A 25051-nucleotide genomic window follows, 5' to 3' on the forward strand; every position below is an offset into this window, starting at 1 on the left:
GACAAAAGCCATGGAATATCGTCGTCTCGGGGCCTCGGGCCTCAACGTCCCCGTCCTCAGCTTCGGTGCCGGCACGTTCGGCGGTTCCGGCCCGCTTTTCGGCCATTGGGGCAATTCGGATGCGGCGGAGGCCCGCCGCCTGGTCGACATCTGCCTCGAAGCCGGCGTCAATCTCTTCGATACAGCGGATGTCTATTCGAACGGTGCGTCCGAAGAGGTTCTCGGCGAGGCGATCAAGGGCCGCCGCGACCAGGTGCTGATCTCGACCAAGACCTCGCTGCCGATGGGCGACGGTCCCAACGACGCCGGCTCCTCGCGCCCGCGCCTGATCAAGGCGACGGAAGACGCGCTCCGCCGCCTCGGCACCGACCATATCGATCTCCTGCAACTGCATGCCTTCGATGCCTTCACGCCTGTGGAAGAGGTGCTCGCGACCCTCGACACACTCGTGCAATCCGGCAAGGTCCGCTATGTCGGCGTCTCCAATTTCTCCGGCTGGCAGATCATGAAGTCGCTCGCCAGCGCCGACAAGCACGGCTGGCCCCGCCACGTCGCCAACCAGGTCTACTATTCCCTGGTCGGCCGCGATTACGAATGGGACCTGATGCCGCTGGGCCTCGACCAGGGCCTCGGCGCACTGGTCTGGAGCCCGCTCGGCTGGGGTAGACTGACCGGAAAAATCCGCCGTGGCCAGCCCCTGCCCGCAGGCAGCCGCCTCAATGACACCGCAAGCTTCGGCCCGCCTGTGGATGATGAAAAGCTCTACGATATCGTCGATGCGCTGGACGAAGTAGCCGCCGAGACCGGCAAGACCCTGCCGCAGGTGGCGCTCAACTGGCTCACCACCCGACCGACGGTCTCCTCCGTGATCATCGGCGCCCGCAATGAGGAGCAACTGCGCCAGAACCTCGGCGCCATCGGCTGGACGCTGACGGTTGAGCAGATCGCGCGGCTGGACAAGGCCAGCGCGGTGACGGCGCCTTATCCGCGTTTCCCGTATCATCGACAGGAGGGTTTTGCGCGGCTGAACCCGCCGGTGGTTTGAGATAGGCAAAGCTTCGACCCCGGCTGCTGCGACAACGCCGGGGCGCCTCCCCGCGATCCGGGCGATGTCAGCCCCGCCTTGACTTCTGGTTGTTACAGGCTCTTGATAGTATACATTCAAGATGGTCGTCAGGGGGTGGGCCATGGTAGATATCTCAGAACCCAAGGCACTGCCGGAATATCTGGCCTTCCGCGGCGGGCCGTTCTACGAACTCCAGTACAGGCTTGGCCTGCTGCGGAAGAACTCGCTCCATGCGGGCCGGCGCGCGGCACTCTATGTCGCCCTTGCCTTCGTGGTACCCTTCCTGCTTGCGCTTCCCGGAAGCCTGTCCGTAGACAGCACCGGCCATCGCTATCTCAGCGATCCCGGTACCTGGGCGCGGTTTCTCTTCGCGATCGCGGCTTTCGTGCTGGCGGAAGCGCAGGTCGAAATGGGCTTGCGCGACAGGCTGCTGCAATTCCAGACGTCGCGGCTCATCGCGAAGACGTCGATCAGCAATGCCGTCACAGCGGTCAATCGGGCCTTGCGGCGGCGCAATTCGTTTTCCGCCGAGATCGCCTGCCTGATCATCGCCGCCCTCTTCTCCCTGGCTGCCTTCACCAGGCTTCACCAGGCGGATGTCTCCGATTGGGCGGTCACGGTGTTACCCGATGGCAAGCACGTGACGCTCGCCGGCTGGTGGACACTCGTCTTCAGCCAGCCGATGTTCGTATTTCTGCTGACCCGCGGCCTCTGGCGACATTTCGTCTGGGCATTGCTTCTCAGACGGATAGCAAGGCTCGACCTCCGCCTCGTATCCACGATGGCAAGGCCGGCCTCGGTTTCCTGTCGACCTATCCGAATGCGTATATGCTGTTCGTCTTCGGCATGAGCGTTGCCCTGGCGGCGGCGCTCGCCAAGCATCAGTTGAACGAGGGCTTGACGCCAACCATACTGACGGTCGTCATGAGCGTCTGGCTCGCCTTGGTACTTGTCATCTTCGGCTATCCGCTCTCGGCCTTCTCATTGCCGCTGTTCGAATTGCGGCAGACGACCCTCGTGCGGCTCTCGGCGCAAGCCACGACGTTTTTCCGGATGGCGGAGCGAAAGCTGCTCGGCGAGAACATCGCTGCCAACAGCGAGACGGAAGCACAGGAAACCGAGGATGTGGACGACCCGTCGAAGCAATATGCCACCGTGGGCAAGCAATCGACGATGCTTCTATCGAGATCCGCACTCGTGCCGGTCGGCCTCGCCGCGCTGCTGCCATTCGCCATCGTCGCGGCCACCGTCCTGCCGCTCAAGGAGATCTGGTCGGTCGTCAAGAAGATACTGCTGCTGTGAATCGGCGGCGTTGTTTGATCGCGGGCATGCGGCGCTGATCACTCCGCCGCAATCAGCCCCGCTTGGTCCCGGTTCTTCATCAGCTTATAAATGATACTGTCCATCAGCGCCTGGAACGATGCGTCGATAATATTGTCCGACACACCCACCGTCCACCAGCGCGCGCCGGTGCCATCGGTGGATTCGATGAGCACGCGGGTGATCGCCGCGGTCGAGCCGTTGAGGATGCGCACCTTGAAGTCCACCAGTTCGAGATCGCCGATCTCGGCCTGGTATTTGCCGAGGTCCTTGCGTAGTGCGATGTCGAGTGCGTTGACCGGGCCGTGAACGCTTTCGGCCACCGACATCATCATTTCGCCGTCGATTTCCACCTTCACCACCGCTTCCGACACGGTCTTGAGATTACCATTGGCGTCGAAACGGCGCTCGACCATCACGCGAAAGCCTTCCACGGCAAAGAATTCCGGCACCGAGCCGAGCGTGCGGCGCGCCAGCATCTCGAAGCTCGCATCCGCGCCCTCATAGGCATAGCCGGTCGCCTCGCGTTCCTTGACGATCGAGATCAGGTGATCGAGCTTCGGATCGTCCTTGGAGACCACGATGCCGCGCCGCTTGAGCGCATTGATAAAATTCGACTTGCCGCCCTGGTCCGACACCATGACCTTGCGCAAATTGCCCACTGTTTCCGGCGGCACGTGCTCATAGGTGCGCGGGTCCTTGAGCAGCGCAGAGGCATGGATGCCGGCCTTTGTCGCAAAGGCCGAGGCACCGACATAGGGCGCCTGATGGTCGGGCGAGCGGTTGAGCAATTCGTCGAAGGAATGCGCGAGCTGGGTCAGGCCCTGCAGCTTCTCGGCGTCGATGCCCGTCTCGAAACGGGTGTTGAAGGCGGGCTTCAGCACCAGCGTCGGGATAACAGTCACCAGGTTGGCATTGCCGCAGCGCTCGCCGATGCCGTTGAGCGTGCCCTGTACCTGGCGCACGCCGGCCTCGATCGCGGCCAGCGAATTGGCCACCGCCTGGCCGGTGTCGTTGTGCGCATGGATGCCGAGATGATCGCCCGGCACACCTGAAGCGATGACCGCCGAGACGATGTCGCGCACCTCGGACGGCTGAGTGCCCCCATTGGTGTCGCAGAGCACGACCCAGCGGGCGCCCGCCTGATACGCGGTCGTCGCGCAGGCCAGCGCGTAATCCGGATTGGCTTTATAGCCGTCGAAGAAATGCTCGCAATCGACCAGCGCCTCCTTGCCGGCGCCGATCGCCGCCTTCACCGACTCCTGAATGCTTTCGAGATTTTCCTCGTTGGTGCAGCCGAGTGCGACCTTGACGTGATAGTCCCAGCTCTTGGCGACATAACAGATCGCATCCGATTTCGCCTGCAAAAGCAAGGCCATGCCGGGATCGTTTGACACGGAGATTCCGGCGCGCTTGGTCATGCCGAAGGCGACGAAGGATGCCTTTTTGGTGGCTTTCTTCTCGAAGAACTTGGTGTCGGTCGGGTTCGCGCCGGGGTATCCGCCCTCGACATAATCGAGACCGAACTCATCCAGCATGGCGGCAATGGCGATCTTGTCCTCGACCGAGAAATCCACGCCGGGCGTCTGCTGCCCGTCGCGCAAAGTGGTGTCGAAGAGGTAGATGCGTTCGCGTGTCATCGTCAGGCTCCAGCCTTATGCGTACTTACTTCATCGGGGTTACCCCCCTCTGCCCTGCCGGGCATCTCCCCCTCAAGGGGGGAGATTGGATGTGGCGCCGTCCCGCACTCTTCTGATCTCCCCCCTTGAGGGGGAGATGTCGCAAGGCGACAGAGGGGGGTGCGCCACGGGCTCACACTCACACCTTCCCCGCATACTTATCCGTCGCCTTGATCAGCGCGTCGAGAATCCCCGGCTCCGAATAGGCGTGCCCCGCGCCCTCGATCAGCCGGAAATCGGCTCTTGGCCATGCCTTGTGCAGCGCCCAGGCATATCTCGCCGGGCACGGCATGTCGTAGCGACCGTGCACGATCGTGCCCGGAATGTCTTGAAGGATATGCGCATCGCGCAGCAATTGCCCCTCATCCATCCAGCCGGCGTGGACGAAATAATGGTTCTCGATGCGGGCAAAGGCCACGGCGAAATCATCCTCGCCGAACTTGTCCGAGGTCTCGGGCTCGGGCAGCAGCGTGATCGTCTCGCCTTCCCAGAGGCTCCACGCGCGGGCTGCTTCGACCTGTTTCTGGCGATCGGTGCCCACCAGCCGCTTGCGGTATGCGCCCATCATGTCGTGGCGCTCATCCTCGGGAATCGGCGCGAGGAAACGCTCCCACTTGTCCGGAAACATCTCGGAGACGCCGAACTGATAATACCAGTCGAGCTCACCCTTGGTCAGCGTGTAGATGCCGCGCACCACGAGTTCGCTGACATGCTCGGGATGTTTTTCGGCATAGGCGAGCGCCAGCGTCGAACCCCATGAACCGCCGAAGACCAGCCATTTGTCGACGCCCATCGTCTGCCTGAGCTTCTCGATATCCTCGACAAGATGCCAGGTCGTGTTGTTCTCAAGCGAGGCATTCGGCGTGGATTTGCCGCAGCCGCGCTGGTCGAACAGCATCACGTCATAGAGCTTGGGGTCGAACAGTTGCCGATGCTTGGCCGAGAAGCCGCCGCCGGGGCCGCCGTGCAGGAAGACGGCAGGCTTCGCACCCTTGGTGCCGGAACGCTCATAGTAGATCGAATGTCCGTCGCCGGTGTCGAGGAAGCCGGTCTCGTAGGCTTCGATTTCGGGATAGAGCGTGCGCAGTGTCATGCTGTTTTCTCCTCGGGCCAGACGGATGTGTCATGGTCCGGATGCTGGTGATTGGTATTGCGGATCATTTGGTAGCGTTCGCCGCCGCTGTCGGTCGCGTCCTTCGCGCCTTCATTCGGCAGACTGAAAAGTGCCTCGAACCACGGCATGCGGGCATAGGCATCGGAATGCGCGATCGGCTGCACATCCTCTGGCCGGTCGAGTGAGCCCAGCGTGATCGCCACATGCTCCCCGCCGATCGTTTCATAGATCAGCGGCGTTCCGCAGCGGGCACAAAAGCCGCGCCGCACGATATCGGACGAGTGGAAATAAGCCACCTCGCCGCGCGTGATCTCGAAATCCTCGTGCATCACGCCTCCGAGCGGCATGAAATAGTTGCCGGCCGCCTTCTGGCACATGCGGCAATGGCAGAGATGCGGCTCGGCCGGCGCCTTCGCCGCCCGGTAGCGCACTGCGCCACACTGGCATCCGCCGGCGAAGCTCATACGCCCTGCTCCGTCGGACGCCAGTGACCGGGTTCATCCGCGGGTCTCGCCGTCCAGTCCTTGGTGTCGTGGTCGGGATGCTGGTAGTTGACGATATCGGCCAGGAAGGGCGCCGCCTCGAGGTCGTCCATCGTATCCCGCTCCGGCAGTTCATGGAGATGGTCGACATAGGCGATCTTGGCCTCGACACCGAACTGGGTGAGCGGCGGCAGCCGGCCGGGCTCGTCGAAGGCGCCGATCGCCAGCCCTGTGCCGTCCGGCGCTTCATAGGTCAGCGGCGTGCCGCAATTCTCGCAGAAGCCGCGCTTCACGTGGTTGGACGAGTGGAAATATTTCGGCCGCCCACACGTCCAGCCGAATTTGACGTGGTTGACCGAAACCAGCGGCGCGTAGAAATTCCCGAACGCCTTCTGGCACATCCGGCAATGGCAGATGGAGGGATCCTTGAGCTCGCCCTCGACCCGGAAGCGGATCGCGCCGCATTGGCAGCCGCCGGTGTAGATATGGTCAGACATGGGCGGGGTCTTTTTCACGTCTCATCCTCCGGCCATTTGTCGGTATCGTGATCGGGGTGCTGCCAACTCTCGATCGCCGCGTGGGCGGCCTCCACTTCGGGATTGTCGAGCGCCGGCTGGCCGAACAGATGGTCGATCCACGGCAGCCGCTTCTTGTGGTTGACCTGGATTTGCGGCTCCAGTAGTTCGGGATGGTCGAAGGCGCCGATCGCAAGTTCGACGCCCTCCCTCATCTGATAGGTCAAAGGCGTGCCGCATTTGGCGCAGAAGCCGCGCCAGATCTTCGCCGAGGAGCGGAACAACGTCGGCGCGCCGCGCGTCCATTCGAGATGCGCCGGATCAGCGGTGACCAGCGGCCCGAAGAAGCCCCCAAACGCCTTCTGGCACATGCGGCAATGGCAGATCGAGGGCCGGCCGAGCTTGCCGGCGGTGAAGCGTACCGCGCCGCATTGGCAACCGCCGGACATGGGCTGGTCGATGGTCATCGGCGGCCTCCATTCGGGGCGCACCCCCCTCTGTCACTTCGTGACATCTCCCCCTCAAGGGGGGAGATTGGAGACTCGCGGCCGCGCCACATCCAATCTCCCCCCTTGAGGGGGAGATGCCCGGCAGGGCAGAGGGGGGTATCAAGATGCAAACCGTTCACCGCTTCACCTCCCATGTCGTCACACGCTCCCCAGTCGCCGGATCCTTGCCGTCCTTGAGCTGGATACCTTTGGAGAGCAGGTCGTCACGGATTTTGTCGGCTTCGGCGAAGTTCTTGGCCTTAAAGAGTTCGAGGCGTTCGGAAATCGCTTTTTGGATGTCCGGCACGAACAATTCTAAATTCAGATTAAACGCCTCAGCCTTGCGTTGGGCCCACGCGGCAGCACTGAAATATGGAATGCCGAAAAGATCGAGGCAGAATCTGAGACGACTACCGAAGTTTCCGGATTGCCCCTTCAGAATCCCCTCTCTCAGTCGCTGCATGTGCTTGATCGCGCCGGGTGTATCCAAATCCTCGGTTAGAAACTTTACAAACTCAGGATCGGGCATCCGAGCAGTGTAGGGACTTGAGATTGTCGCCAAGTGATCGATTATCGCGAATGCCTCCTCGAGCCGCTTGATCGAGAAATCAATCGGCTCCCGATAATGCGTCATGAGCATGGCCAGCCGCAGCACCTCGCCCGGCCACTTCCGCCCGCCGAACGTCTCCGTCTCCAGCAGTTCATGGATGGTGACAAAATTGCCCTCGGACTTCGACATCTTCCTGCCTTCGACCTGAAGGAAGCCGTTGTGCATCCAGACATTGGCCATCACGTCGTGCCCATAGGCGCAACGGGATTGAGCGATCTCGTTTTCGTGGTGCGGGAAGATCAGGTCGAGCCCGCCGCCATGGATGTCGAAGACCTCGCCGAGATGGACCTCGGACATGGCCGAGCATTCGATATGCCAGCCGGGGCGGCCGTAGATCGCGATCTTTTCGCCATCCACGACATGCTCGGCCGGCCAGCCGGGCTGGTCGGCGGCGGATTCCTTCCACAACACGAAGTCGGCCGGGTTCTTCTTGTGCGCCTCGACAGCCACGCGGGCGCCGGCCTGCTGGTCCTCGAGCTTGCGCTTCGAGAGCTGGCCATAGTCCGCCATCGAGCCGGTGGAAAACAGCACTTCCCTGCCCTCGGCTCCGGTGGCGACATAGGCGTGGCCACGATCGATCAGGCGCTGGTTGATCTCCACCATCTTGCCGATATGCTCGGTCGCGCGCGGCTGGGCCGTCGGCTCCAGGCAGCCGAGTGCCTTTACATCCTTCTGGTACTGATCATAGGTCTTTTCCGTCACCAGCCGGATCGCGGCATTGAGCTCCATGCCGGGGTAGTCGCGCAAGGCACGCGCGTTGATCTTGTCATCGACGTCAGTGATGTTCCGCGCATAGGTGACGTGATCGGCGCCGTAGACATGCCTGAGCAGCCGGAAGAGCACGTCGAAGACGATGGCCGGGCGCGCATTGCCGATATGGGCGAAATCATAGACGGTGGGGCCGCAGACATACATGCGCACATTATTAGCGTCGATCGGCGTGAACGCCGTTTTTTCGCGCGTGAGCGTGTTGTAGAACCTGAGCTCGGGGGTCGCACCCATCAGTCACTCCCAAATATCCATGCCAAACTTCATCACCCGGTCGGCCGGGGCGTTTTGAGCTCTTGTCATGTCAGGAGACGAAAACGGCCGGGCCAGCTTTTGGGCTAGCGAATAATGTTCCGGCAAATGCAGATCATCGTTTTCATGCGTGTTGTATCGCGCTTTCTTCAGTTTCGGTCAAGACCGCCGCCGTAGATTGTGTGTCACTTCGGTAACAGATTTTCCTGGGCCGCACGTTCATGGTGATCTCAACCCGGATTTTTATCCCGCCGTCATGGTTTCGTCCAAATCCAAGCGGCATAAAAGACCTTCGGGAACAGTTCACAGATCGGATCAGGGACCATCATGCAAAAGATTGAAAGACCTAAACAAAACCTTAACGACCTCGTGTCGCATTATCGCCCCATCGGCCCCCGTCACCTGCTTGCCGCAGCCCTGATGCTGCGCGCCGGGAAAGTCGCGGACGAAGCGGCGAAGAAGCCCGCCCGCAAGATCGTCGCGGCTTAAAAAAGCGTCGCGGCAAGGCTGATCGCCAAGCCGGACATGACGAGGCCAATGATGACGTCGAGTACCCGCCAGGCGGCGGGTCTGGCGAAGACGGGTTCGAGCAGGCGGGCGCCATAGCCCAGGCCGAAGAACCAGATGAAGGACGCCAGCGTGGCACCTGCGCCATAGGCGATCCGCCCTGCCCCTTCGAAACGGGCAGACAGGCTGCCGAGCAGCACGACCGTATCCAGATAGACATGCGGATTGAGGAAGGTGAAGGCGAGGCATGCGGCAATCGCGGCCTTCAGGTTGCCCGTCTGCGTCTCAGCCGCCTTCATGGCTTCCGGATGCAAGGCGCGCCGGAAGGCAATCGCCGCATAGGCTCCCAAGAACAGCACGCCGCCGATCGTGACAACCGTGATCAGGACCGGCGCCTGCGAAATCAGAGTACCCAACCCTCCGACGCCGAGCGCGATCAGTGCCGCATCCGATGCCGCGCAGATCAGGCAGAGGATGAACACGTGCTGACGCAGCAGCCCCTGCCGCAGGATAAAGGCATTCTGGGCGCCGATAGCGATGATCAGGGAGGCTCCGAGCAGAAGGCCGGAGACGAAGGCGGAGAGAAGCGGCATGCCTGTGAGCTAACCGATCATCACCCTTGCGGCAAGGGAGATTCCATTGCGCGCACCATGTCACGTATCTTGGCGGCTTTTTCGAAGTGATCGAGCCTCTCGGTGCGTATCCACCATTCCGCCGCTTCCATCAGCAGTTCGGGGTCGTCATTCCGGTTGGCGAAGAACGCATAAAAGGAGAGGCCGACATTGGGGCCTTTCTCGGAGATCTTGCGATCACAGACCGCGAGTATCTTTTGACGAAGGTTGGCTCTCAAGATCGGACTCGCGCGATGGGGTGATGTCGGCTGCGGTTCAATCCGACTCGATCACGTTTGTCCAATCCCGGTTTTGCATAGCGAGAGATGGCGGAAGCATGGCCGCCGCCAACTCCTCTTTGCATAGCGTGATCACTCGGTCGGCATCGCGCTCATGTCCATATGCGCCGCTTCGAAGACGTGTCCGTTCGGATCCTGGAAGGAACGATTGTACATGAAGCCAAGATCCATGGGATCGCGGAGATCGGCCTTGCCGCCCGCACCAGCCGCGGCTTCAGCGATCGCATCGACATCGGCGCGGCTGTCCATCGAAAGCGCCAGCAGAACCTGGCAGGTCGCCTGTGCATCCGCGATCGGCCGAGAGATGAAGGTCGAGAAATAGGACTCGACCAGAAGCTGGAAGGTGATCGTGTCCGACCAGACCATCGACGAGGCATTGTCGTCGCTGAACTGTTCGTTCCTGGTGCAGCCGATCGCTTCATAGAAACGGGTCGATGCTGCGAGATCCTTCACCGGCAGGTTTACGAAAATCATCTTGGGCATGGTTATTCTCCTCTCTTCAAATCAGGCTTGGACAAGTTCCTGCACGATCGTGTCGTTGGCATGAATACAGACGATCTCCAGCCTGATGTCGCCGACATTCTCGAAACGGTGCGGGATATTGGCAGCAGCGACCACGATGTCGCCGGGATAGGCGCGTGTCCTGTCGGCACCGACGGTGAACTCCGCCTCGCCTTTCCGGACGACCCAGGTCTCGGTGTAGGGATGTACGTGCAGCGCCGACCCCCTGCCCGGCTCGGCATCGACAAGGAACAGCGAGACCTGGCCGCCGAAATCGCGGCCCTCGAAGCGTACCGTGCGGCTCTGGCCGGCCTGCGGCTCCTGATGGCGATGGACCATGAACATTGCTCTATCTCCTCTCCGGTTGCCTGAGCGGCGAAACTATCTTTACGAGAAGATATATCTTTCAAAACTATCTTCTCGTCAAGATAAATATCTTTAGGCGAAGATATATTTACCAAGCCACTGATTCCGTGTATGTTTTTGAAGTGTTCTGGAGTTTGGGGTTATCGATGGCGGACAAATTTGCTGGCCAAGAGCAGGATCATGTCGATCGCCTGCGCGGCCAATGGGCGCGCGAACTGCCCGATCTCAATACCGAACCGATGGCAATTCTCGGCCGCGCCATGCGGATCACCAATATGGTGCGCCCATCGATCGAGGCGACTTTCGCGGGTTTCGATCTCGACCGCGGTGAGTTCGACGTCATCGCTACGCTCCGCCGCTCCGGCACGCCGTATCGGCTCGCCCCCACCGACATGTACACGTCCCTGATGATCTCGTCGGGCGGCCTCACCCACCGCCTCGACCGGCTGGAAAAGGCCGGCCTCATCCGCCGCGAGAAGTCGCCGCATGATGGTCGCAGCATGCTGGTGGCGCTGACGGACAGAGGCATCACCCTCTCCGAGGAGGCATTCCGTGTGGATATGGCAAGTGAGCTGACGTTTCTGGAAGTGCTTGACTCCGCGGAACGGGAGCAGCTGGCGGGGCTGTTGCGGAAGCTGATCCTGGCTGCGGAAAGGAGGCTGGCGCGCGACGACGCCGCCGCGGCCAGCTCCTAAAGCGGCGCATTCTCCAGGACCGTTGTCTTCTTTACTCCCAACTTTAGTCATCTTGCGCTATACTGATCATCGCATCTGGCATCATCGGAGGTAGCCGCGGTGTTTACGATTGTCTTGGGATCGATCCTGTTCATACTGGGACTGCTATATCTGTTCCGCGAGGCACTCGTTAGCCGCCGGCTGAGCGATCCGCATCGCACGAATGGGGCCAACGCAAAGCCTGCACTGGAACCCCGAGGCCAAGGTCTCCGCTTCCTCGGCCTCGGCAGGAATTGGCCGGGCCTGGCCATGATCGTCGTGGGATCCATTCTCCTGATTTCCGGGGCTTTCGTCTGACTGATCCGCGTGACAGGCTCGCGCGAAGGTCATCGCCTCGCGGTAGCCGTGCCTCTCGGTCGGTAATACGGCCCTCAACTCAGCCCGCCATACTCCCTGACGAGCTTCACCATCTCCGCATTCCCATCCCCGCCATCCGCGACCAGCCCCTCCACGACCCCTACCCGGTCCGGGACCGGCCGGTTCTGGCTGACCTTCCACTTGCCCTCGAGGCTCGATATCTCGATCTCGAAACCGACGATGCCCTTGAGCTGGCTGTCGATGAAGCTCTCCGGCGCGTCGGACACCGCCCAGGGATCGGCCCTGCCCGCTTCATGCGAATCCGTCAGTGCGCCGACATGGGCGCGCAGCCAGCCTGCGTCCTCGTGGATTTTCACCGCGCCGCGCGCCTGCACGATGGCATAATTCCAGGTCGGCACGACCTTGCCAGTCTCCTTCTTGGTCTCGTACCAGGATGGCGTCACGTAGCTGTACGGTCCCTGGAACACGATCAGCGCCTTGCCGGTCTCGGCGAGCAGCTTCCAGTGCGGATTGGCACGCGCGAGATGGCCGCGCAGCATGCCTTTCTCACCCGTGGAAGAGTCGAGCAGCAGCGGAATCGCATTGGCCACCGGCTCGCCATCCGACCCGGCCGAAATGATGAGCCCGAACGGATGCGCCCGCATCAGCCCGTGGAGCACTTCGAGACGTTCTTCCCTGAACAGTGGCGGCTGGTACATGATATCGTCTCCTAGAAAAGATCGAGCTGGCCGGCATTGCCCCCGGCGGCCTTTTTCGGCGCCGGCGGCGAGGCGGGCTGTGGCGTGAAAGGCAGTATCAGTTCCGGCCCCGTATTGGCGACCTTGTTGACCAAGTCGGATACTGGGATGGCCTCGAAGAGATCCGGCTGCGGCGTGACCATCAGGTCGGCAACCTCGCGGGGTTCCTGTGTCTTGCAATCGAGCCAACGGGTGAAATCCTCGGGCGCGATCACCACCGGCATGCGGTCATGGATCGCGCGAAAGCCCGGTGTCGCATCCGCCGTGAGGATCGCACCTGTATCGACCTCGGAACCATCGGCCGACGACCACGTCTCCATCAGCCCGGCAAAGGCCACGATGCCGCCGTGCTTCGGGCGAACCCAATAGGCTTGGCTCTTTTCCTTCGAGCCCTTTTCCGGCCGCCGCCATTCGTAGAAGCCGGATGCCGGGATCAGGATGCGGCGATGACGCATGGCGGCTCGAAAGCTCGCCTTGCCGATCGCCGTCTCCGAGCGCGCATTGATCAGCAGCGGGAACTCCTTGGGGTCCTTCACCCAGCCCGGCATGAAACCCCAGCGCAACAGCAATGCCCGGCGTGCCGGCAGGTTGGAGCCCGGCTCCGGCCGCTCGCCTTCGATGACCGCGAGGATCGGCTGGGTCGGGGCAATATTGTAGCGCGCCGGAAAATCCTCCAGCTCCAGGATCGACAGCAATTCCTGCACGGCATCGGGCGTCGCCGTCAGCGCAAAACGTCCACACATGAGGAATTACTTGGCATCGGCAAGGGGTTGCGTCAATGTCCTGGCGAATTGATTCAAGGTCGATATGACTCCCGAAGCCGCCTCCTCCGCAATCCTCATCCGCAATGGCCGGATACTTCTGATCCGGCGCAAGAACCAGCCATCGTACGACATGTACGCCTTTCCCGGCGGCCGCGCCGAGCCGGGCGAGACGCCGGACCAGACCGCGCTCCGGGAATTCGAGGAAGAGACCGGCATCACGGCGCACTCGCCGCAAGAATTCGCCTTCTACGATCTCCAGGCCGAAAATCCCGGCAGGCATTTCCATCTCACCGTCTTTCTCGTCGAAGCGAGCCCTGACGAGATCGCCGAGGCGCGTGACGATGCGGCCGATGCCGGCTGGTTCACGCCCGACGAGATTCGCGCCCTCAACACCCCGCCCAGCGTCATCGATTGTATCGATCGGCTGGAGCGGGAAATCATGGGGCGATAGTTTGCTCAAAGCATTCCTTTTTGCTAGAGCGCTTCATTGTTAAATGGAATCAGTTCTGTTGGCTCAAACGGAGTCGGATGGTCGACCGGCCGGCGCGTGTCGTAGCCCAAGCACTACGGCCAAGCCGGCCGGTCGATCAGACGGCCCGTTTCAGCCAACCCGTAGGGCCGGGCATCTTTCCGCCATGACCTGCGGCGTCGGTCTCGGCCGTACCTAAGGGTACGACGCTCGCCCGCCGCCTTGGTCCTGACGAAAACCTGCTTCGGCAGAACTGCTTCCATTTAACAATGAAACGCTCTAAGCCGCTGACCATGCTCAAGTTCATTCTTCCAGTTGCTCTTCTGGTTGCGCTTTGCGCAGGCGATTCCTTTGCCCAGCAGAAGAAAAAGGAAGAGGTGCCGGCCGAGCCGCCACCCGTCGTGGAAGAAAAGCCCGCCCCCTATGATAGCAAGATCATGCGACTTGCCGAAATCCTAGGCTCGGTTCACTATCTGCGCAACCTCTGCAACGGCGGCGAAAGCGAATGGCGGCAGATGATGGAATCACTTCTGGCCGAGGAAACCAAGGGCGAACCGCAGCGTGCGGCGCGATTCACCGCCGCGTTCAACCGCGGTTATCGCTCTTTTGCCGCCACTTATGTGAAGTGCACACCCCAGGCGATCGCCGCGGAAGAGAAATACCGTGCCGAAGGCGCAACACTTGCTACAGAAATTACTGCCAGATTCGGAAATTAAGGGATAATTTACCGCTTTTCATTGCGCACCGTGCCGAATTGAGAAAACCTTGGTAATGATATTAACGGTCCGGTAAGTTCTGACCGTCACCGCGAGTAAGGATGAATGATGGAAGCGAGCCTCAAGGAAATCGACGACCTGATCGTCCATGAAAAGATGCAGGCCGCTCTCGAATATCAGACCGAGGCCTGGGCCGATGGCCGCGCCGACGGAATTGAACCCGAGATCATCGCCGAAGCCGCTCTCTGCTTCGCCATGCAGGAAACCGTGCGCCTTCAGGGCGAGGCTGGCGCCGAGGCGCTGCTTGAGACGCTCAAGGAGCGAATCCTGTCGGGTGAATTTTCGCCTAGCCGTACAATACAGTAAGGATTTTTCGAAATGCCCGGCATGGGGTTCTACTCCTCGCTCCGCCACAGGCTTCCGGTCGCGCTGGCAGCGACGGCATTGTTCTTGGCCTTTTCCTTGCCCCCGCATACCGCCGTTGCCCTGACCGAGCTCAAGAAAGAGGCCCCGGTCGAGCAGCCCAAGGATCCGGCAGACACTGTCGATGACGAGCCCGTACCCGAAGATGACGTGACCGGCGGCGGCACGACCCTGCCCATGCCCGATTCGCTGATCAAGAAGCCCGGGGACGACACCACCGCCGATGGCAAGGACCAGCCGGAAATCCCTGCCGTGATCATCACGGACCTTTCCACACTTCCCGAACCGGTGAAGAAGATGCGCGTGGCGCTGGTCGAGGCCGCCGCCTCGGGCGATATCGAGCGCCTTCGCCCGCTACTCGGCACCGGCGAAGACCAGACCCAGGTCTCCGTCGGCGATGCGCCGGAAGACCCGATCGCCGCGCTCAAGAGCCTGTCCGGTGACCAGGACGGGCGCGAAGTGCTCGCCATCCTGCTCGACATCATCTCGACCAGCACCGCACTGGTCGACAAGGGCACGCCGCAGGAAACCTATGTCTGGCCCTATTTCGCCGAAAAGAACCTCGATACGCTGACACCGCCCGAAGTGGTCGAACTCTACCGTATCGTGACCGCCGGTGACGTCACCGACATGAAGGAATTCGGCGGCTATAATTTCTACCGCCTGGGCATCGGCCCCGACGGCAAGTGGAAATTCTTCGTCGCGGGCGATTGAAGCGGGTATGGGGTGAGCCTGCCCCTTGCCGCGCGCCGGGCGAACGACTACCTCTGGCGTGACAACGGATCACCGCCCATGCCCCAGACCACGCTCGAAAACCGCACCTTCATCGCCGTCACTGGGCCGGAGGCGGAAGATTTCCTGCAAGCCATCATCACCACCGACCTGCCCTCGGTCGGCCCCGGCGAGGCCTGGCCCGGCGCGCTTTTGACGCCGCAGGGCAAGATCATGTTCGAATTCCTGATCGCGCGCGGCGACGACGGCTTCGTGATCGAAACGGATGCCGCATCCGGCGATCCCTTCGCCAAGCGGCTGACGCTCTACAGGCTGCGCGCCAAGGTCACGATCGCCAAGCTTGACGCAAATGCCGTGACGGTCTTCTGGGGCGAAACCGCACCGAGCGGAGCGGCCCGCGATATGCGCTTTGCGAAGGCGGGCGTCGATGTCGTCCGTGCGCCCGGTGCCGGCAGCAACACCGATACGTCCGCTTACACCGCGCTCCGCATCGCGCATGGCATTTCCGGCGGCGCCGAGGATGGCGATGCGACCGATTTCTTTCCGCATGATCTGCTGCTCGACAGGAATGGCGGGCTCAATTTCAAGAAGGGCTGCTATGTCGGCCAGGAGGTCGTCAGCCGCATGCAGCACCGCTCGACGGCGCGGCGCCGAATCGTGACGGTGACCGCCGACAGCGCCCTGCCCGCATCGGGCGCGGCGATCCTCGCCGGCGGCAAGGATATCGGCACGCTCAGGACCGTCGAAGGCAGTGCCGGCCTCGCCGTCGTCCGCATCGACAAGGCCGGCGATGCCATGGCGAGCGGGACGCCTGTCATGGCTGGCGATGTCGCAATCACGCTCGCCCTGCCCGCCTGGAGCGGTGTCGAATTCCCCGTCACGTCGGACGAAGCCGCGTCATGACTGGTGTCATCGACATCAAGGCCGCGATCGGGGCGCGCGCCTGGCAGCGCATGCTGTCGGGCCGCCGTCTTGATCTTCTCGATCCCTCGCCGATGGATGTCGAGCTGTCCGACATCGCCCACGGCCTTGCGCGCGTGGCCCGTTGGAACGGCCAGACGCATGGCGACCACGCCTTCTCCGTCGCCCAGCACAGCCTCGTCGTCGAACAGGTCTTCCGCCTCCAGAACCCGGATTGCAGCGCCGACCATTGCCAGATGGCGCTGCTGCACGATGCACCGGAATATGTGATCGGCGACATGATATCGCCCTTCAAATCGGTGGTCGGCGGCGGCTACAAGGCGGTCGAACTACGGCTCGAAGCGGCCATCCACCTGCGCTTCTCGCTGCCGCCGCATCCCTCGGCGGCGCTGAAGGCACAGATCAAGAAGGCGGATACGGTATCCGCCTATTTCGAGGCGACGCGGCTCGCAGGCTTCTCCGAGGCGGAGGCGAAGAAATTCTTCGGCCAGCCGCGCGGCATCACGGCTGATATGATCCCGATCCAGCCGATGGCGACATCGGAGGCGCAGGCGCTGTTTGCGGCGCGGTTTCACGAGATCGAGGCGATGCGGTGAGGTTTACGCTTGTGGTGAAGACCCCGCCCCAAACCCCTCCCCACAAGGGGGAGGGGCTTAACCTGCGGCACCCTCTCCGTCCGAACCGCACCGTCTCAGCACGCCGCAATGCTGAATGGGTTTACGTGAGTGCCACGGGTTGGCCCCTCCCCCTTGTGGGGAGGGGTTTCGGGGCGGGGTCTTTCGTGTGCTCTAAAAAGGGGCGTTATGCATGCCCATCATAATCGTCTCCCCCGTCAAGATGATCGGCGAAATGGCCGCCCGCCATGGCGCTCGCGAAATGATCACGCTGATCGCCGAGGACCACAATTTCCATCGCCCCGGCATCATCGATCCCACCCGTCATCTCCATGTCAAGGTCAGCGACATTGACTTCGCCAGTCGCGACGGCCTGATCGCGCCGCAGGAGAGCCATGTCGAAGCCATCGCGGATTTCGCACGCTCCTGGGACCAGACGTCGCCGCTCCTGATCCACTGCTGGATGGGCGTGTCGCGCTCGCCGGCGGCGGCGCTGATCGCGGCGCTTGCCGCCAATCCCGACCTCGACGACGCCGAACTCGCCGCGAATCTTCGTCGTGCCTCACCTCAGGCCACGCCGAACACCCGCCTCGTAGCCATCGGCGATGTCTATCTCGGCCGTTCCGGACGCCTCGTCGCGGCGGTCAAATCGATCGGCCGGGGTGCCGATTACGTTGGCGACGCGCCCTTCGTGCTCGACTTCTGAGCGGAACAAGTCGCGGCGCTTACGGGTTCTCCGGGCTTAAAAAGGAGACACCACATGAGCAACATTGCCGACGCCAAGGCCGATCCGATCGGCCAGATCTGGGACAAGCTGGACAAGGTGCATGCCGTGATGCTGGGCAGCCCCGACCACAAGCAGCATATGCAGCCGATGGCGCCGCAGACGGCGCGCGCGGAAAATGCGGTATGGTTCTACACCCGCGTCAGCGCCGATATCGCCCGCGCCGCCGTCAATGGCGGGCATGTCCATATGTGCGTGGTCGGCGACAACGACTGGTATGCCTGCCTCGACGGCACGCTGCAGACGATCCATTCGCCCGAGCATGTCGAGCGTTTCTGGTCGTCGATCACCGAGGCCTGGTATCCGCAGGGCAAGACCGACCCCGAACTCACCATGCTGAAATTCACCCCTTCGACGGCCGCGATCTGGGCCAGCACCTCCTCGACGCTGAAATTCGGCTGGGAAATCGCCAAGGCCAACCTCACCGACAGCGAGCCGGATGTCGGCTACACAACCCATGTAACCTTTTGAGCGAGGCGCTATTTTATGCTGCCATAAACTGGCAGCATCATGCATTATGATGTTCCCATCAACATCAGATGGAGGACGCCATGACCCGGATGCTCGCGATACTCACCGACAACTACGCTGATTGGGAATTCGGCCCGCTGGCCGCGGCTGCGCGCGGTTACTCCGAGATCGGAGTCGTCACCGCAACACCTGAAGGCAAGCCCGTCACCTCGATGGGTGGACTAAGGGTGATGCCGGACATGGCGATCGACGAAATCGACCTTACCTCTATCGATGCAATTGTTGTGATTGGCGGCTCCGTCTGGGGCATGGTCGGCGCCCCCGACCTCTCTGACGTCCTCAATGACGCGCATCGCGATGGCAAGCTGATCGGCGCGATCTGCGGCGGCACCAAGGCGCTCGCAGCCTCGGGCCTCATCGACGCCATCCCGCATACCAGCAACGATTCCCGCACCCTCGCCGATGTCGCGGGCTACAACGGCCAGTCCTACTTCGTCGCCTCGGCGGCGGCGCTGAAATGCGGCCGCATCGTCACCGCCTCGGGCATGGCGCCGATCAGCTTCATGCGCACCATCATCACCGCGCTCGGACGCGGCGGCGATGAACTCGACTATTATGCCGGCATGTTCGGCGCCGAATTCGAGGGCCGCCACCAGATGGCGGCCTGACAGCTCCCCCCAGGACCCTCCCGTCCAACTTCGCGCGCCTCCTCCGGGGCGCGCTTTTTTTGCCGAATAGGCCGGCTCCCCGCCCGTCGACACCGCCACGCTTCAAGCATGCACGAAAATGTCGTCGCCCTCGACCGTCACCGGAAAGGTCCGGGCCTTGATCTTGGGATCGACGATGAACTCGCCGGTCCTGATGTCGAATTCCCAGCCATGCCATGCACAGCGGACCAGCTCGCCGCGGCGCTCGTAGCGGAACTCGTGCCTGTCGGTCGATGCCGACGTGCCGCAGACGGGGCCCTCGCAGAGTGCGGCACCGCGATGCGGGCAGACATTCAGCATCGCGAAGAAATCGCCCTTCACCTTGAAGATGCCGACCGACAGGTTTCTGAGCTTGATGATGGTCGCCGCATCGGCGGCCACTTCGGAGGCTTTGCAGGCATAGAATTTCTCGGCCATTGATTTCCTCACGCAGTCTTGCGTTGTTCGCCGATATTGATCCGCCGATAGACATCGAGCGCGTTGAGACCGAGAATCTTCTCGCGCCATTCCGGCGGGATGTGCAGCCGGTTGACGTCGTCATAATCCCAGTGCGGATAGTCGGACGCGAACATCAGCGTATTTTCGCCGTCCATCGCCTCCAGCGTAGCCCATAGATGCTGGACGTTCTGAGGCTGCTCCAGCGGCTGCGTCGACATGCGGATATTGCGCTTGAAATATTCCGACGGCAGCATCTTCAGCCACGGCGTCTCCTTGCGCAGCGCCTTGAAGTTGGCGTCCAGCCGCCAGAGCACGGACGGCACCCAGGCGATGCCGCATTCGATGATCACCACCTTCAGTTCCGGCCACAGTTCAAACACGCCATTGGCGATCAGGCTCGCCATATGCGTCATCGCCGATTGCGGCAGCAGCGCATGGGTTTCCCAGAAATAGGTCGTCGGGCCGGCGGCGATGGCATTGGAATTGATGCCGCCCTGGCCACCGAGATGCATGGCGAACGGCAGCCCCATTTCCGCGCAGGCCTCGTAGATCGGATGATAGAAGGTGTCGCCGTAAGGCCGGGCCGCGCCGTGCGAAACCAGGACCTGGACGATGCGGGGATGGCTGCCGATCCGGCGGATTTCGGCTGCTGCAAGCGCCGGGTTCTGCGGTGCCACGACCATCGAGCCGTAGAAGCGCGGATCCTTCGGCAGCCAATAGTCGATCATGTAGTCGTTATAGGCCTTGCAGAGCGCGTTGGCGTAATGCGGGTTGGCGAGCGTCGACGCCTCGATCGGCTCGTCGCCCGTCAGGATCGCGACGTCGATATTGTAGCGATCGAGGTGCTTCTCCTTCATGATCAGGTAGTTGTCGTCCTCGGTCACCGGCTTGACGTCGTGGCGGGAAAAACCCTCGGGGTGAAACCATGGACGGTGGCCGTGGGGAAAGGCGCCTTCCGGCCCGGTCCGTTCGCCGCGCTTGAACATGTCGAGCCAGACGCCCTCCATGTAGGGTTCCAGCACGGTGGCGCTGCACCAGTAGTTATGACAGTCGCAATCGACGATGAACATGGCTGGCCTCTGAGTTCTCGATGTGGCGGTTCGCACGCAGATTAAACCACTGTCGGCAAATGAAAATGTGGTAGATATCGCTTTATTGATCGACAAAGGCGATTGAAAATGAACGCTGCCTTCCTCCTGACATTCCTGGATCTCCTGGAATCGCGGAACTTCAAGCGCACGGCCGACCGGCTGGCGATCGCCCAATCCGCCGTCTCCGCCCGCATCCAGGCACTGGAGAAGGAGTTCGGAGCACGCCTCTTCGAGCGCGGCCGCTCGGGCGCGGTGCCGACAGCCGCCGGCCTGCGGTTCGAGCCCTATTGCCGATCGCTGCTCGCCACGTTCGACCAGGCGCGGCAGGATGTCGGCGTACCGGAAAATTTCACCGGCACGCTGCGTATCACCGCGCAATTCTCGCTGATGCGCTCGGTTCTGATCGCCTGGACCACTGAGCTTCGCCGCAGCCAGCGCGAGATCGCGCTCCGCGTCGAAACCGACTATTCGCTGCAGATCAACCGCGACCTGGCAATGGGCTCCATCGATATCGGCCTGCTGTTCCGCCCGCAATTCCTGCCCGAATTCCATATAGAGCAGGTGGGGAACCAGGAGTTCGTGATGGTCTCGACCGATGCGGGGCAACTCTCCGCCGTCGATCAGCGCACCTATATCCGGGCCGCCTATACATCGCAGTTCGAACGCCTGCACCAGGAGCAGCTTCCGCAATTCGCAAGCGCCGCGATCGCGGTCGGCTACGAGGAACTGGCGGTCGGCCTGATGGAGCAATTCGGCGGATCGAGCTACGTCCCGCGCCAGCTGGCCGCCGGGCTGGTCGAGGGGCGAGGTGCCCGCTTCACCCTCGTTGAAGATGCCCCTATCCTGATGCAGCCGATCTACAGCGCCGTCCACTCGCGCCGACGCCACAGCGTGACGATCATGGGAGGGCTCCGGGCGCTCGCGCTGGTGCTTGATCGAACGGGTCACGCGACGCCGCGCGAGCGCCACGCGGATCAGGCCCCCAGCGGCGTTGAAAGTTCGTGATGTGGCGAGGGGCTTTAAATGTAAAAGCGATGTCGGAATCTCGTCTTGCCAACCGTCTTCAACACGAAAGCCATGGAGAACGACGATGACGATCACGATCACCGCCTTTGAAAGCTCGCCCGACCGCGGTCGGGGTCTGGCGCGCGACATGCGCGTGCGCTGGGCGCTCGAGGAAGTGGGCCAGCCCTATAATGTCCGTCTCGTGTCGTTCAAGGCGATGAAGCAGCCCGCGCATCTTGCAATTCAGCCTTTCGGCCAGATTCCGACCCTTGAGGAAGGCGATCTCGCCATGTTCGAGTCCGGCGCCATCCTGCTCCATATCGCCGAGCACTATCCGGGTCTGCTACCTGATGATGCCAATGCCCGGGCCCGCGCGATCACCTGGATGTTTGCCGCTGTCAGCACAATGGAGCCGCCGATCGTTGATCGCGAGATCGCGCGATTCACGGAGGGCGACAAGCCCTGGTACGGGGAGCGGCTCGCCATGATCGACAAACGCATCCGCACCCGGCTGGACCAGCTTTCCACCCGCCTCGGCGACACCGACTGGCTCGACGGCGCGTTCAGCGCGGCCGACATCATGATGGTGCATGTGCTGTGCAGGCTGGAGAGTTCGGGTATACTGGAGGAGTATCCAACCCTCTCGGCCTATATCGAGCGCGGCAAGGCGCGGCCGGCGTATAAGCGTGCGTTTGCAGCGCAGTTGGCGGTCTTTGAGACGAGTAAAGCGAGCAGCTAGCGTTGGAAGGTCAAGTGGATGATGCCGCTCTCCGCCGTTTCCGACTTGACCGCGTAGCCGGCTTCCAGGCCGCGCAGATCGTCCCACAGGTTGATCCCGCGCCCCAGCAGGATCGGGGTGATTGCGACATGAAGGCGGTCGACAAGGCCCGCCTTGAGGAAGTCGCGAACGACCGTCGGGCCGCCACCAACCCTGACATCCCCGCCATCAGCGACACTGACAGCTTGCTCGAGTGCATCTTCAGGCGTGGCGCTGAGGAAATGGAACGTCGTGCCTCCGGCCATCTTGATCGAGGGCCGTTGCTTGTGGGTGAGCACGAAGACCGGACACCGGAATGGCGGCTCGTCACCCCACCAGCCACGCCAGTCCGGATCGTCGGGAAAGTTATGAAGCCCGAACATGCCGGCGCCCATGATTTCGGCACCAATATTTTCGAAATAGGCCTTCGCATAGTCGTCGTCCATGCCGGTGGTTCCAGCCCCGCTGGTGTCCTTGAACACGCGCTCGCGGAACGTCCGGGTCGCGGCATAGGCACCGACGAGGCGCCCCCAGTCGTCGCCGAATGGGTTTTCGGGCGTCTGGTCCGTCGTTGTCGCGAAACCATCGAGCGAGATCATGAGATCGACACGAACTGCCACTGGAGTCCTCCTTGTGCGTGGTTGTGTAACCGCCCCGATGTCGAGCGGATTAAATACTAAGGCATGTACCTTCATATCCAGAGCCTGACACTAAGGCAAGTACCTTTTTATTCTTGACCTCGCTCGTGTCGCGTTTTAACACGTCACATGCCCTATCATTCGACCCCTCTCGATCTCGCCTTTCACGCCCTCAGCGACCCGACCCGCCGCGCGGTGCTGTCGCGGCTGGCCGAGGGCGAGGTGCCGGTCAGCGTCCTGGCCGAGCCATTCGACATGGCGCTGCCGTCCTTCGCCCAGCATCTCAAGGTGCTGGAGGATTGCGGGCTGATATCGAGCGAGAAGCGCGGGCGCAGCCGCTGGTGCCGGCTGGTGCAGGCGCGCTTCGACGAGGCGGCGGACTGGATGGCGGCGGAACGCCTGCGCTGGGCCCAGCGGTTGAATCGCCTGGAAGTCTATCTGGACAAGACGGAAGAGGATGTTGACTGATATGGCAAACCTGTTTGAGACCTGGTCGCTCGATCGCGAAATCGTGCTGGTCAAGGTGTTGAATCACCCGCGCGCCAAGGTCTTTGCCGCCTGGATGGACCCGCACGCGCTCGCGGAATGGTATGGTCCGGCCGGCCTTGAGATCGAAAGCCACGAGGCCGATATCCGCGAGGGTGGCGTCTGGCGGTTCGACATGGTGGGCGTGTTTGAAGGCAAGGAGCAGCGCTTCCCCAACCTCATGCGGTTCCTGGAGATCGTGCCGAACGAGCGCATCGTCATGGACTATGGCACACCCGAGCCTGATGACCCCGACCGCTTCCGCGTCACGGTGACCTTCGATGAGCAGGCCGACGGCAAGACGGTGCTGACCATGCGCCAGCTCCACCCCAGCGCCAAGCGGCGCCAGGTGGTCATCGGCTTCGGCGCGGTGGAATACGGGCTCCAGACGCTGGACGGCCTCGCCGCCTGGCTGGACCGCTAAGGCACATGCTCCATTATGACTTGCGTGTGTAGCATCGGCGCCTCGGATCCGAAATACGTCGTGAGCAGCGGCAGAAAATCGTCGGACTTATAGAAACCCGTCAGCGCACGATCGACCACGAGGCGGAAATCGGCGTCGTTGCGGCGCACGGCAATGGCATAGGGTTCATGCGAAAACAGGCGATCGCCGACTTCGAGCGAGGACGGATCGCGGGCGCGCATGGCCAAACTGATCAGCAGCGCCCTGTCAGCGAAATAGGCATCGATTTTGTAATCCTCCAGCGCGGCAAGACCCTCCTCATGCGTCTCGAAATCGGCGATCTTCATCTTCGACTCCTCCAACGCCAGCGCCTGACGCAGCGTCGCTTCAGTCGTGGTGTTTGCGCGAACGCCGATTTCGCGCTTGGAAGTTGTCCCCTGGTTAACGACGCGGACAGCCGGCTCGTCGAGAAAAAGAGGCTGAAGGTAGCTGGGCGAATCCTTGCGGAGGAGCGCCGTCGCCCCCGTCAGGAAGATCGGCTGTGAAAAGTCGACAATCTCCCTCCTTTCCAGATTGACGGTGATAGCACCGCAAAGAAGGTCTACCTTTCCATTCTTCACGGCATCGAATCCGTCTGCGAGCTTCAGCTCGACATACTCCCGCTTCAGCTCCGGGACGTAATGCTCGATCTCGTCGGCGACCTTGTCACACAGGTCGACGGCGTATCCCACTGGATCGGCACCTGGCTCACTGGAAGCGAAAGGTGCTTGGCCGCCGATGTAGCCGATACGCACGGTTCCATGTTCGGTTACCGCCTCGAGCGTTGCAGCGCCCGCCACCAGCGCCGAAAAGCAGAGGGCAATACCGGCGAGCAGAAACCGTCTCATGCACTTGGCCAAACGTGTATGCAGGGCACCAACATGGTCATCATCTCCGAAAACCGGTGGTAATCTCAAAAGGCGCACACTCAAAACTAGCGGCGGTCCGCCATTTGTCAACTGAGGCCATGTGTTGGATGAGGCTGGTAGGCCCGCGCGCAAACGCTGGAGCAAGCTCGCCCCCCTCTGCCCTGCCGGGCATCTCCCCCACAGGTGGGGAGAGTGGCTGGGCGCTCTGACCTCGCCCCACTGCAACGTCGAGTGCGGCGAGCACGACGATCGATAGGGCCGAGCGAGCGCCTCTGGCCACTCTCCCTCCTTGTGGGGGAGATGCCCGGCAGGGCAGAG

At 62.0% G+C, this 25051-nt stretch carries 35 protein-coding genes; 19 read left to right on the forward strand and 16 right to left on the reverse strand.

Features of this window, described 5'->3' with window-relative positions:
* The first annotated feature begins 10 nt into the window (after positions 1 to 10).
* The 3 genes from ACSQ26_RS13525 (at position 11) to ACSQ26_RS13535 (ending at position 2368) form a co-directional block, all read left to right on the forward strand.
* Positions 11 to 1045 carry an aldo/keto reductase gene (locus ACSQ26_RS13525; protein WP_436009560.1) on the forward strand — a complete coding sequence of 345 codons (1035 nt, stop codon included), beginning with the start codon at positions 11 to 13 and terminating at the stop codon, positions 1043 to 1045.
* 142 nt (positions 1046 to 1187) lie between these two features.
* Positions 1188 to 1916 carry a hypothetical protein gene (locus tag ACSQ26_RS13530; RefSeq protein ID WP_436009562.1) on the forward strand — a complete coding sequence of 243 codons (729 nt, stop codon included), beginning with the start codon at positions 1188 to 1190 and terminating at the stop codon, positions 1914 to 1916.
* A complete protein-coding gene (locus ACSQ26_RS13535; protein WP_436009564.1) occupies positions 1895 to 2368 on the forward strand; it encodes a hypothetical protein in 474 nt (157 codons plus the stop codon). The genes ACSQ26_RS13530 and ACSQ26_RS13535 overlap by 22 nt, the downstream gene beginning before the upstream one ends.
* Before the next feature lie 38 nt (positions 2369 to 2406).
* Here ACSQ26_RS13535 and cimA read toward each other — a convergent pair whose 3' ends face one another.
* The 6 genes from cimA to cysS all read right to left on the reverse strand — a co-directional run bounded on the left by cimA (position 2407) and on the right by cysS (position 8276).
* Entirely contained in the window at positions 2407 to 4026 is a 1620-nt protein-coding gene (cimA, locus tag ACSQ26_RS13540) for a citramalate synthase (protein ID WP_436009566.1), read from the reverse strand.
* A gap of 178 nt (positions 4027 to 4204) precedes the next feature.
* Complete coding sequence (gene pip, locus ACSQ26_RS13545) at positions 4205 to 5158, reverse strand: prolyl aminopeptidase (protein WP_436009568.1); 954 nt, start codon at positions 5156 to 5158, stop codon at positions 4205 to 4207.
* Positions 5155 to 5643: a GFA family protein gene (locus tag ACSQ26_RS13550; protein WP_436009570.1), complete on the reverse strand. Its 489-nt coding sequence runs from the start codon at positions 5641 to 5643 to the stop codon at positions 5155 to 5157. Before ACSQ26_RS13550 ends, pip begins: the two co-directional genes overlap by 4 nt.
* The gene (locus tag ACSQ26_RS13555) at positions 5640 to 6158 is read right to left on the reverse strand and encodes a GFA family protein (RefSeq protein ID WP_436009572.1); all 519 of its coding nucleotides are present in this window, start codon (positions 6156 to 6158) and stop codon (positions 5640 to 5642) included. Before ACSQ26_RS13555 ends, ACSQ26_RS13550 begins: the two co-directional genes overlap by 4 nt.
* 14 nt (positions 6159 to 6172) lie before the next feature.
* Positions 6173 to 6643: a GFA family protein gene (locus tag ACSQ26_RS13560; RefSeq protein WP_436009574.1), complete on the reverse strand. Its 471-nt coding sequence runs from the start codon at positions 6641 to 6643 to the stop codon at positions 6173 to 6175.
* Between the two features lie 157 nt (positions 6644 to 6800).
* Positions 6801 to 8276, reverse strand: coding sequence for a cysteine--tRNA ligase (gene cysS / locus ACSQ26_RS13565; RefSeq protein WP_436009576.1), 1476 nt, complete (start codon positions 8274 to 8276; stop codon positions 6801 to 6803).
* A gap of 345 nt (positions 8277 to 8621) precedes the next feature.
* On the opposite strand from cysS, the gene ACSQ26_RS13570 reads away from it, so the two are divergent.
* A complete protein-coding gene (locus ACSQ26_RS13570; protein WP_436009578.1) occupies positions 8622 to 8783 on the forward strand; it encodes a hypothetical protein in 162 nt (53 codons plus the stop codon).
* On the opposite strand, the gene ACSQ26_RS13575 is transcribed toward ACSQ26_RS13570, so the two are convergent.
* The 4 genes from ACSQ26_RS13575 to ACSQ26_RS13590 all read right to left on the reverse strand — a co-directional run bounded on the left by ACSQ26_RS13575 (position 8780) and on the right by ACSQ26_RS13590 (position 10557).
* On the reverse strand, positions 8780 to 9394 hold the full coding sequence (locus tag ACSQ26_RS13575) for a LysE/ArgO family amino acid transporter (protein WP_436009580.1): 615 nt from the start codon (positions 9392 to 9394) through the stop codon (positions 8780 to 8782). The genes ACSQ26_RS13570 and ACSQ26_RS13575 overlap by 4 nt on opposite strands.
* Before the next feature lie 20 nt (positions 9395 to 9414).
* Positions 9415 to 9651: a DUF6500 family protein gene (locus ACSQ26_RS13580; protein WP_436009582.1), complete on the reverse strand. Its 237-nt coding sequence runs from the start codon at positions 9649 to 9651 to the stop codon at positions 9415 to 9417.
* Positions 9652 to 9783: 132 nt separating this feature from the next.
* Positions 9784 to 10194 carry a VOC family protein gene (locus tag ACSQ26_RS13585; protein WP_436009584.1) on the reverse strand — a complete coding sequence of 137 codons (411 nt, stop codon included), beginning with the start codon at positions 10192 to 10194 and terminating at the stop codon, positions 9784 to 9786.
* 21 nt (positions 10195 to 10215) lie between these two features.
* Positions 10216 to 10557 carry a cupin domain-containing protein gene (locus ACSQ26_RS13590; RefSeq protein WP_436009586.1) on the reverse strand — a complete coding sequence of 114 codons (342 nt, stop codon included), beginning with the start codon at positions 10555 to 10557 and terminating at the stop codon, positions 10216 to 10218.
* A 167-nt stretch (positions 10558 to 10724) separates the two neighbouring features.
* Here ACSQ26_RS13590 and ACSQ26_RS13595 point away from each other — a divergent pair, with 167 nt between their 5' ends.
* A complete protein-coding gene (locus ACSQ26_RS13595; RefSeq protein WP_436009588.1) occupies positions 10725 to 11273 on the forward strand; it encodes a MarR family winged helix-turn-helix transcriptional regulator in 549 nt (182 codons plus the stop codon).
* Between the two features lie 99 nt (positions 11274 to 11372).
* Entirely contained in the window at positions 11373 to 11609 is a 237-nt protein-coding gene (locus ACSQ26_RS13600) for a hypothetical protein (protein ID WP_436009590.1), read from the forward strand.
* A gap of 74 nt (positions 11610 to 11683) precedes the next feature.
* On the opposite strand, the gene ACSQ26_RS13605 is transcribed toward ACSQ26_RS13600, so the two are convergent.
* Together ACSQ26_RS13605 and ACSQ26_RS13610 are read right to left on the reverse strand one after the other, a co-directional pair.
* Positions 11684 to 12328, reverse strand: coding sequence for an FMN-binding negative transcriptional regulator (locus ACSQ26_RS13605; RefSeq protein WP_436009592.1), 645 nt, complete (start codon positions 12326 to 12328; stop codon positions 11684 to 11686).
* An 11-nt stretch (positions 12329 to 12339) separates the two neighbouring features.
* Positions 12340 to 13110, reverse strand: coding sequence for an SOS response-associated peptidase (locus tag ACSQ26_RS13610; protein ID WP_436009594.1), 771 nt, complete (start codon positions 13108 to 13110; stop codon positions 12340 to 12342).
* 64 nt (positions 13111 to 13174) lie between these two features.
* Between ACSQ26_RS13610 and ACSQ26_RS13615 the strand changes: the two genes are divergently transcribed.
* The 9 genes from ACSQ26_RS13615 to ACSQ26_RS13655 all read left to right on the forward strand — a co-directional run bounded on the left by ACSQ26_RS13615 (position 13175) and on the right by ACSQ26_RS13655 (position 18929).
* Complete coding sequence (locus ACSQ26_RS13615; protein ID WP_436009596.1) at positions 13175 to 13582, forward strand: NUDIX hydrolase; 408 nt, start codon at positions 13175 to 13177, stop codon at positions 13580 to 13582.
* A gap of 311 nt (positions 13583 to 13893) precedes the next feature.
* Positions 13894 to 14316 carry a TIGR02301 family protein gene (locus ACSQ26_RS13620; protein WP_436009598.1) on the forward strand — a complete coding sequence of 141 codons (423 nt, stop codon included), beginning with the start codon at positions 13894 to 13896 and terminating at the stop codon, positions 14314 to 14316.
* 108 nt (positions 14317 to 14424) lie between these two features.
* Positions 14425 to 14682, forward strand: a complete 258-nt coding sequence (locus ACSQ26_RS13625; protein ID WP_258162779.1) for a hypothetical protein — start codon at positions 14425 to 14427, stop codon at positions 14680 to 14682.
* Positions 14683 to 14694: 12 nt separating this feature from the next.
* A complete protein-coding gene (locus tag ACSQ26_RS13630) occupies positions 14695 to 15453 on the forward strand; it encodes a hypothetical protein (protein WP_436009600.1) in 759 nt (252 codons plus the stop codon).
* A 78-nt stretch (positions 15454 to 15531) separates the two neighbouring features.
* On the forward strand, positions 15532 to 16374 hold the full coding sequence (ygfZ, locus tag ACSQ26_RS13635; protein ID WP_436009602.1) for a CAF17-like 4Fe-4S cluster assembly/insertion protein YgfZ: 843 nt from the start codon (positions 15532 to 15534) through the stop codon (positions 16372 to 16374).
* A complete protein-coding gene (locus tag ACSQ26_RS13640) occupies positions 16371 to 16988 on the forward strand; it encodes an HD domain-containing protein (protein ID WP_436009604.1) in 618 nt (205 codons plus the stop codon). The genes ygfZ and ACSQ26_RS13640 overlap by 4 nt, the downstream gene beginning before the upstream one ends.
* Positions 16989 to 17199: 211 nt before the next feature.
* Positions 17200 to 17712: a tyrosine phosphatase family protein gene (locus ACSQ26_RS13645; protein WP_436009606.1), complete on the forward strand. Its 513-nt coding sequence runs from the start codon at positions 17200 to 17202 to the stop codon at positions 17710 to 17712.
* Between the two features lie 54 nt (positions 17713 to 17766).
* On the forward strand, positions 17767 to 18261 hold the full coding sequence (locus ACSQ26_RS13650) for a pyridoxamine 5'-phosphate oxidase family protein (protein ID WP_258161469.1): 495 nt from the start codon (positions 17767 to 17769) through the stop codon (positions 18259 to 18261).
* Positions 18262 to 18341: 80 nt separating this feature from the next.
* Positions 18342 to 18929, forward strand: a complete 588-nt coding sequence (locus ACSQ26_RS13655; protein ID WP_436009609.1) for a DJ-1/PfpI family protein — start codon at positions 18342 to 18344, stop codon at positions 18927 to 18929.
* A 102-nt stretch (positions 18930 to 19031) separates the two neighbouring features.
* Here the strand turns inward: ACSQ26_RS13655 and ACSQ26_RS13660 are convergent, their stop codons facing one another.
* Positions 19032 to 19385 carry a Rieske (2Fe-2S) protein gene (locus tag ACSQ26_RS13660; RefSeq protein ID WP_436009611.1) on the reverse strand — a complete coding sequence of 118 codons (354 nt, stop codon included), beginning with the start codon at positions 19383 to 19385 and terminating at the stop codon, positions 19032 to 19034.
* Positions 19386 to 19393: 8 nt separating this feature from the next.
* Complete coding sequence (locus ACSQ26_RS13665) at positions 19394 to 20476, reverse strand: amidohydrolase family protein (protein WP_436009613.1); 1083 nt, start codon at positions 20474 to 20476, stop codon at positions 19394 to 19396.
* A gap of 108 nt (positions 20477 to 20584) precedes the next feature.
* Between ACSQ26_RS13665 and ACSQ26_RS13670 the strand changes: the two genes are divergently transcribed.
* Both ACSQ26_RS13670 and ACSQ26_RS13675 read left to right on the forward strand, forming a co-directional pair.
* Positions 20585 to 21502, forward strand: a complete 918-nt coding sequence (locus ACSQ26_RS13670) for a LysR family transcriptional regulator (RefSeq protein ID WP_436009615.1) — start codon at positions 20585 to 20587, stop codon at positions 21500 to 21502.
* A gap of 85 nt (positions 21503 to 21587) precedes the next feature.
* Entirely contained in the window at positions 21588 to 22241 is a 654-nt protein-coding gene (locus tag ACSQ26_RS13675) for a glutathione S-transferase family protein (RefSeq protein WP_436009617.1), read from the forward strand.
* Here the strand turns inward: ACSQ26_RS13675 and ACSQ26_RS13680 are convergent.
* Complete coding sequence (locus ACSQ26_RS13680) at positions 22238 to 22879, reverse strand: dihydrofolate reductase family protein (RefSeq protein WP_436009619.1); 642 nt, start codon at positions 22877 to 22879, stop codon at positions 22238 to 22240. The two genes, ACSQ26_RS13675 and ACSQ26_RS13680, sit on opposite strands and share 4 nt — an antisense overlap.
* A gap of 147 nt (positions 22880 to 23026) precedes the next feature.
* On the opposite strand from ACSQ26_RS13680, the gene ACSQ26_RS13685 reads away from it, so the two are divergent.
* Both ACSQ26_RS13685 and ACSQ26_RS13690 read left to right on the forward strand, forming a co-directional pair.
* Positions 23027 to 23365, forward strand: a complete 339-nt coding sequence (locus ACSQ26_RS13685; RefSeq protein ID WP_436009621.1) for an ArsR/SmtB family transcription factor — start codon at positions 23027 to 23029, stop codon at positions 23363 to 23365.
* Between the two features lies 1 nt (position 23366).
* Entirely contained in the window at positions 23367 to 23846 is a 480-nt protein-coding gene (locus tag ACSQ26_RS13690; RefSeq protein WP_436009623.1) for an SRPBCC family protein, read from the forward strand.
* Here the strand turns inward: ACSQ26_RS13690 and ACSQ26_RS13695 are convergent.
* Positions 23843 to 24712 carry an amino acid ABC transporter substrate-binding protein gene (locus ACSQ26_RS13695; RefSeq protein ID WP_436009625.1) on the reverse strand — a complete coding sequence of 290 codons (870 nt, stop codon included), beginning with the start codon at positions 24710 to 24712 and terminating at the stop codon, positions 23843 to 23845. The genes ACSQ26_RS13690 and ACSQ26_RS13695 overlap by 4 nt on opposite strands.
* Positions 24713 to 25051: the final 339 nt, after the last annotated feature.

This window comes from Rhizobium sp. LjRoot254, from assembly GCF_964254105.1.
Taxonomy (GTDB): domain Bacteria; phylum Pseudomonadota; class Alphaproteobacteria; order Rhizobiales; family Rhizobiaceae; genus Rhizobium_E.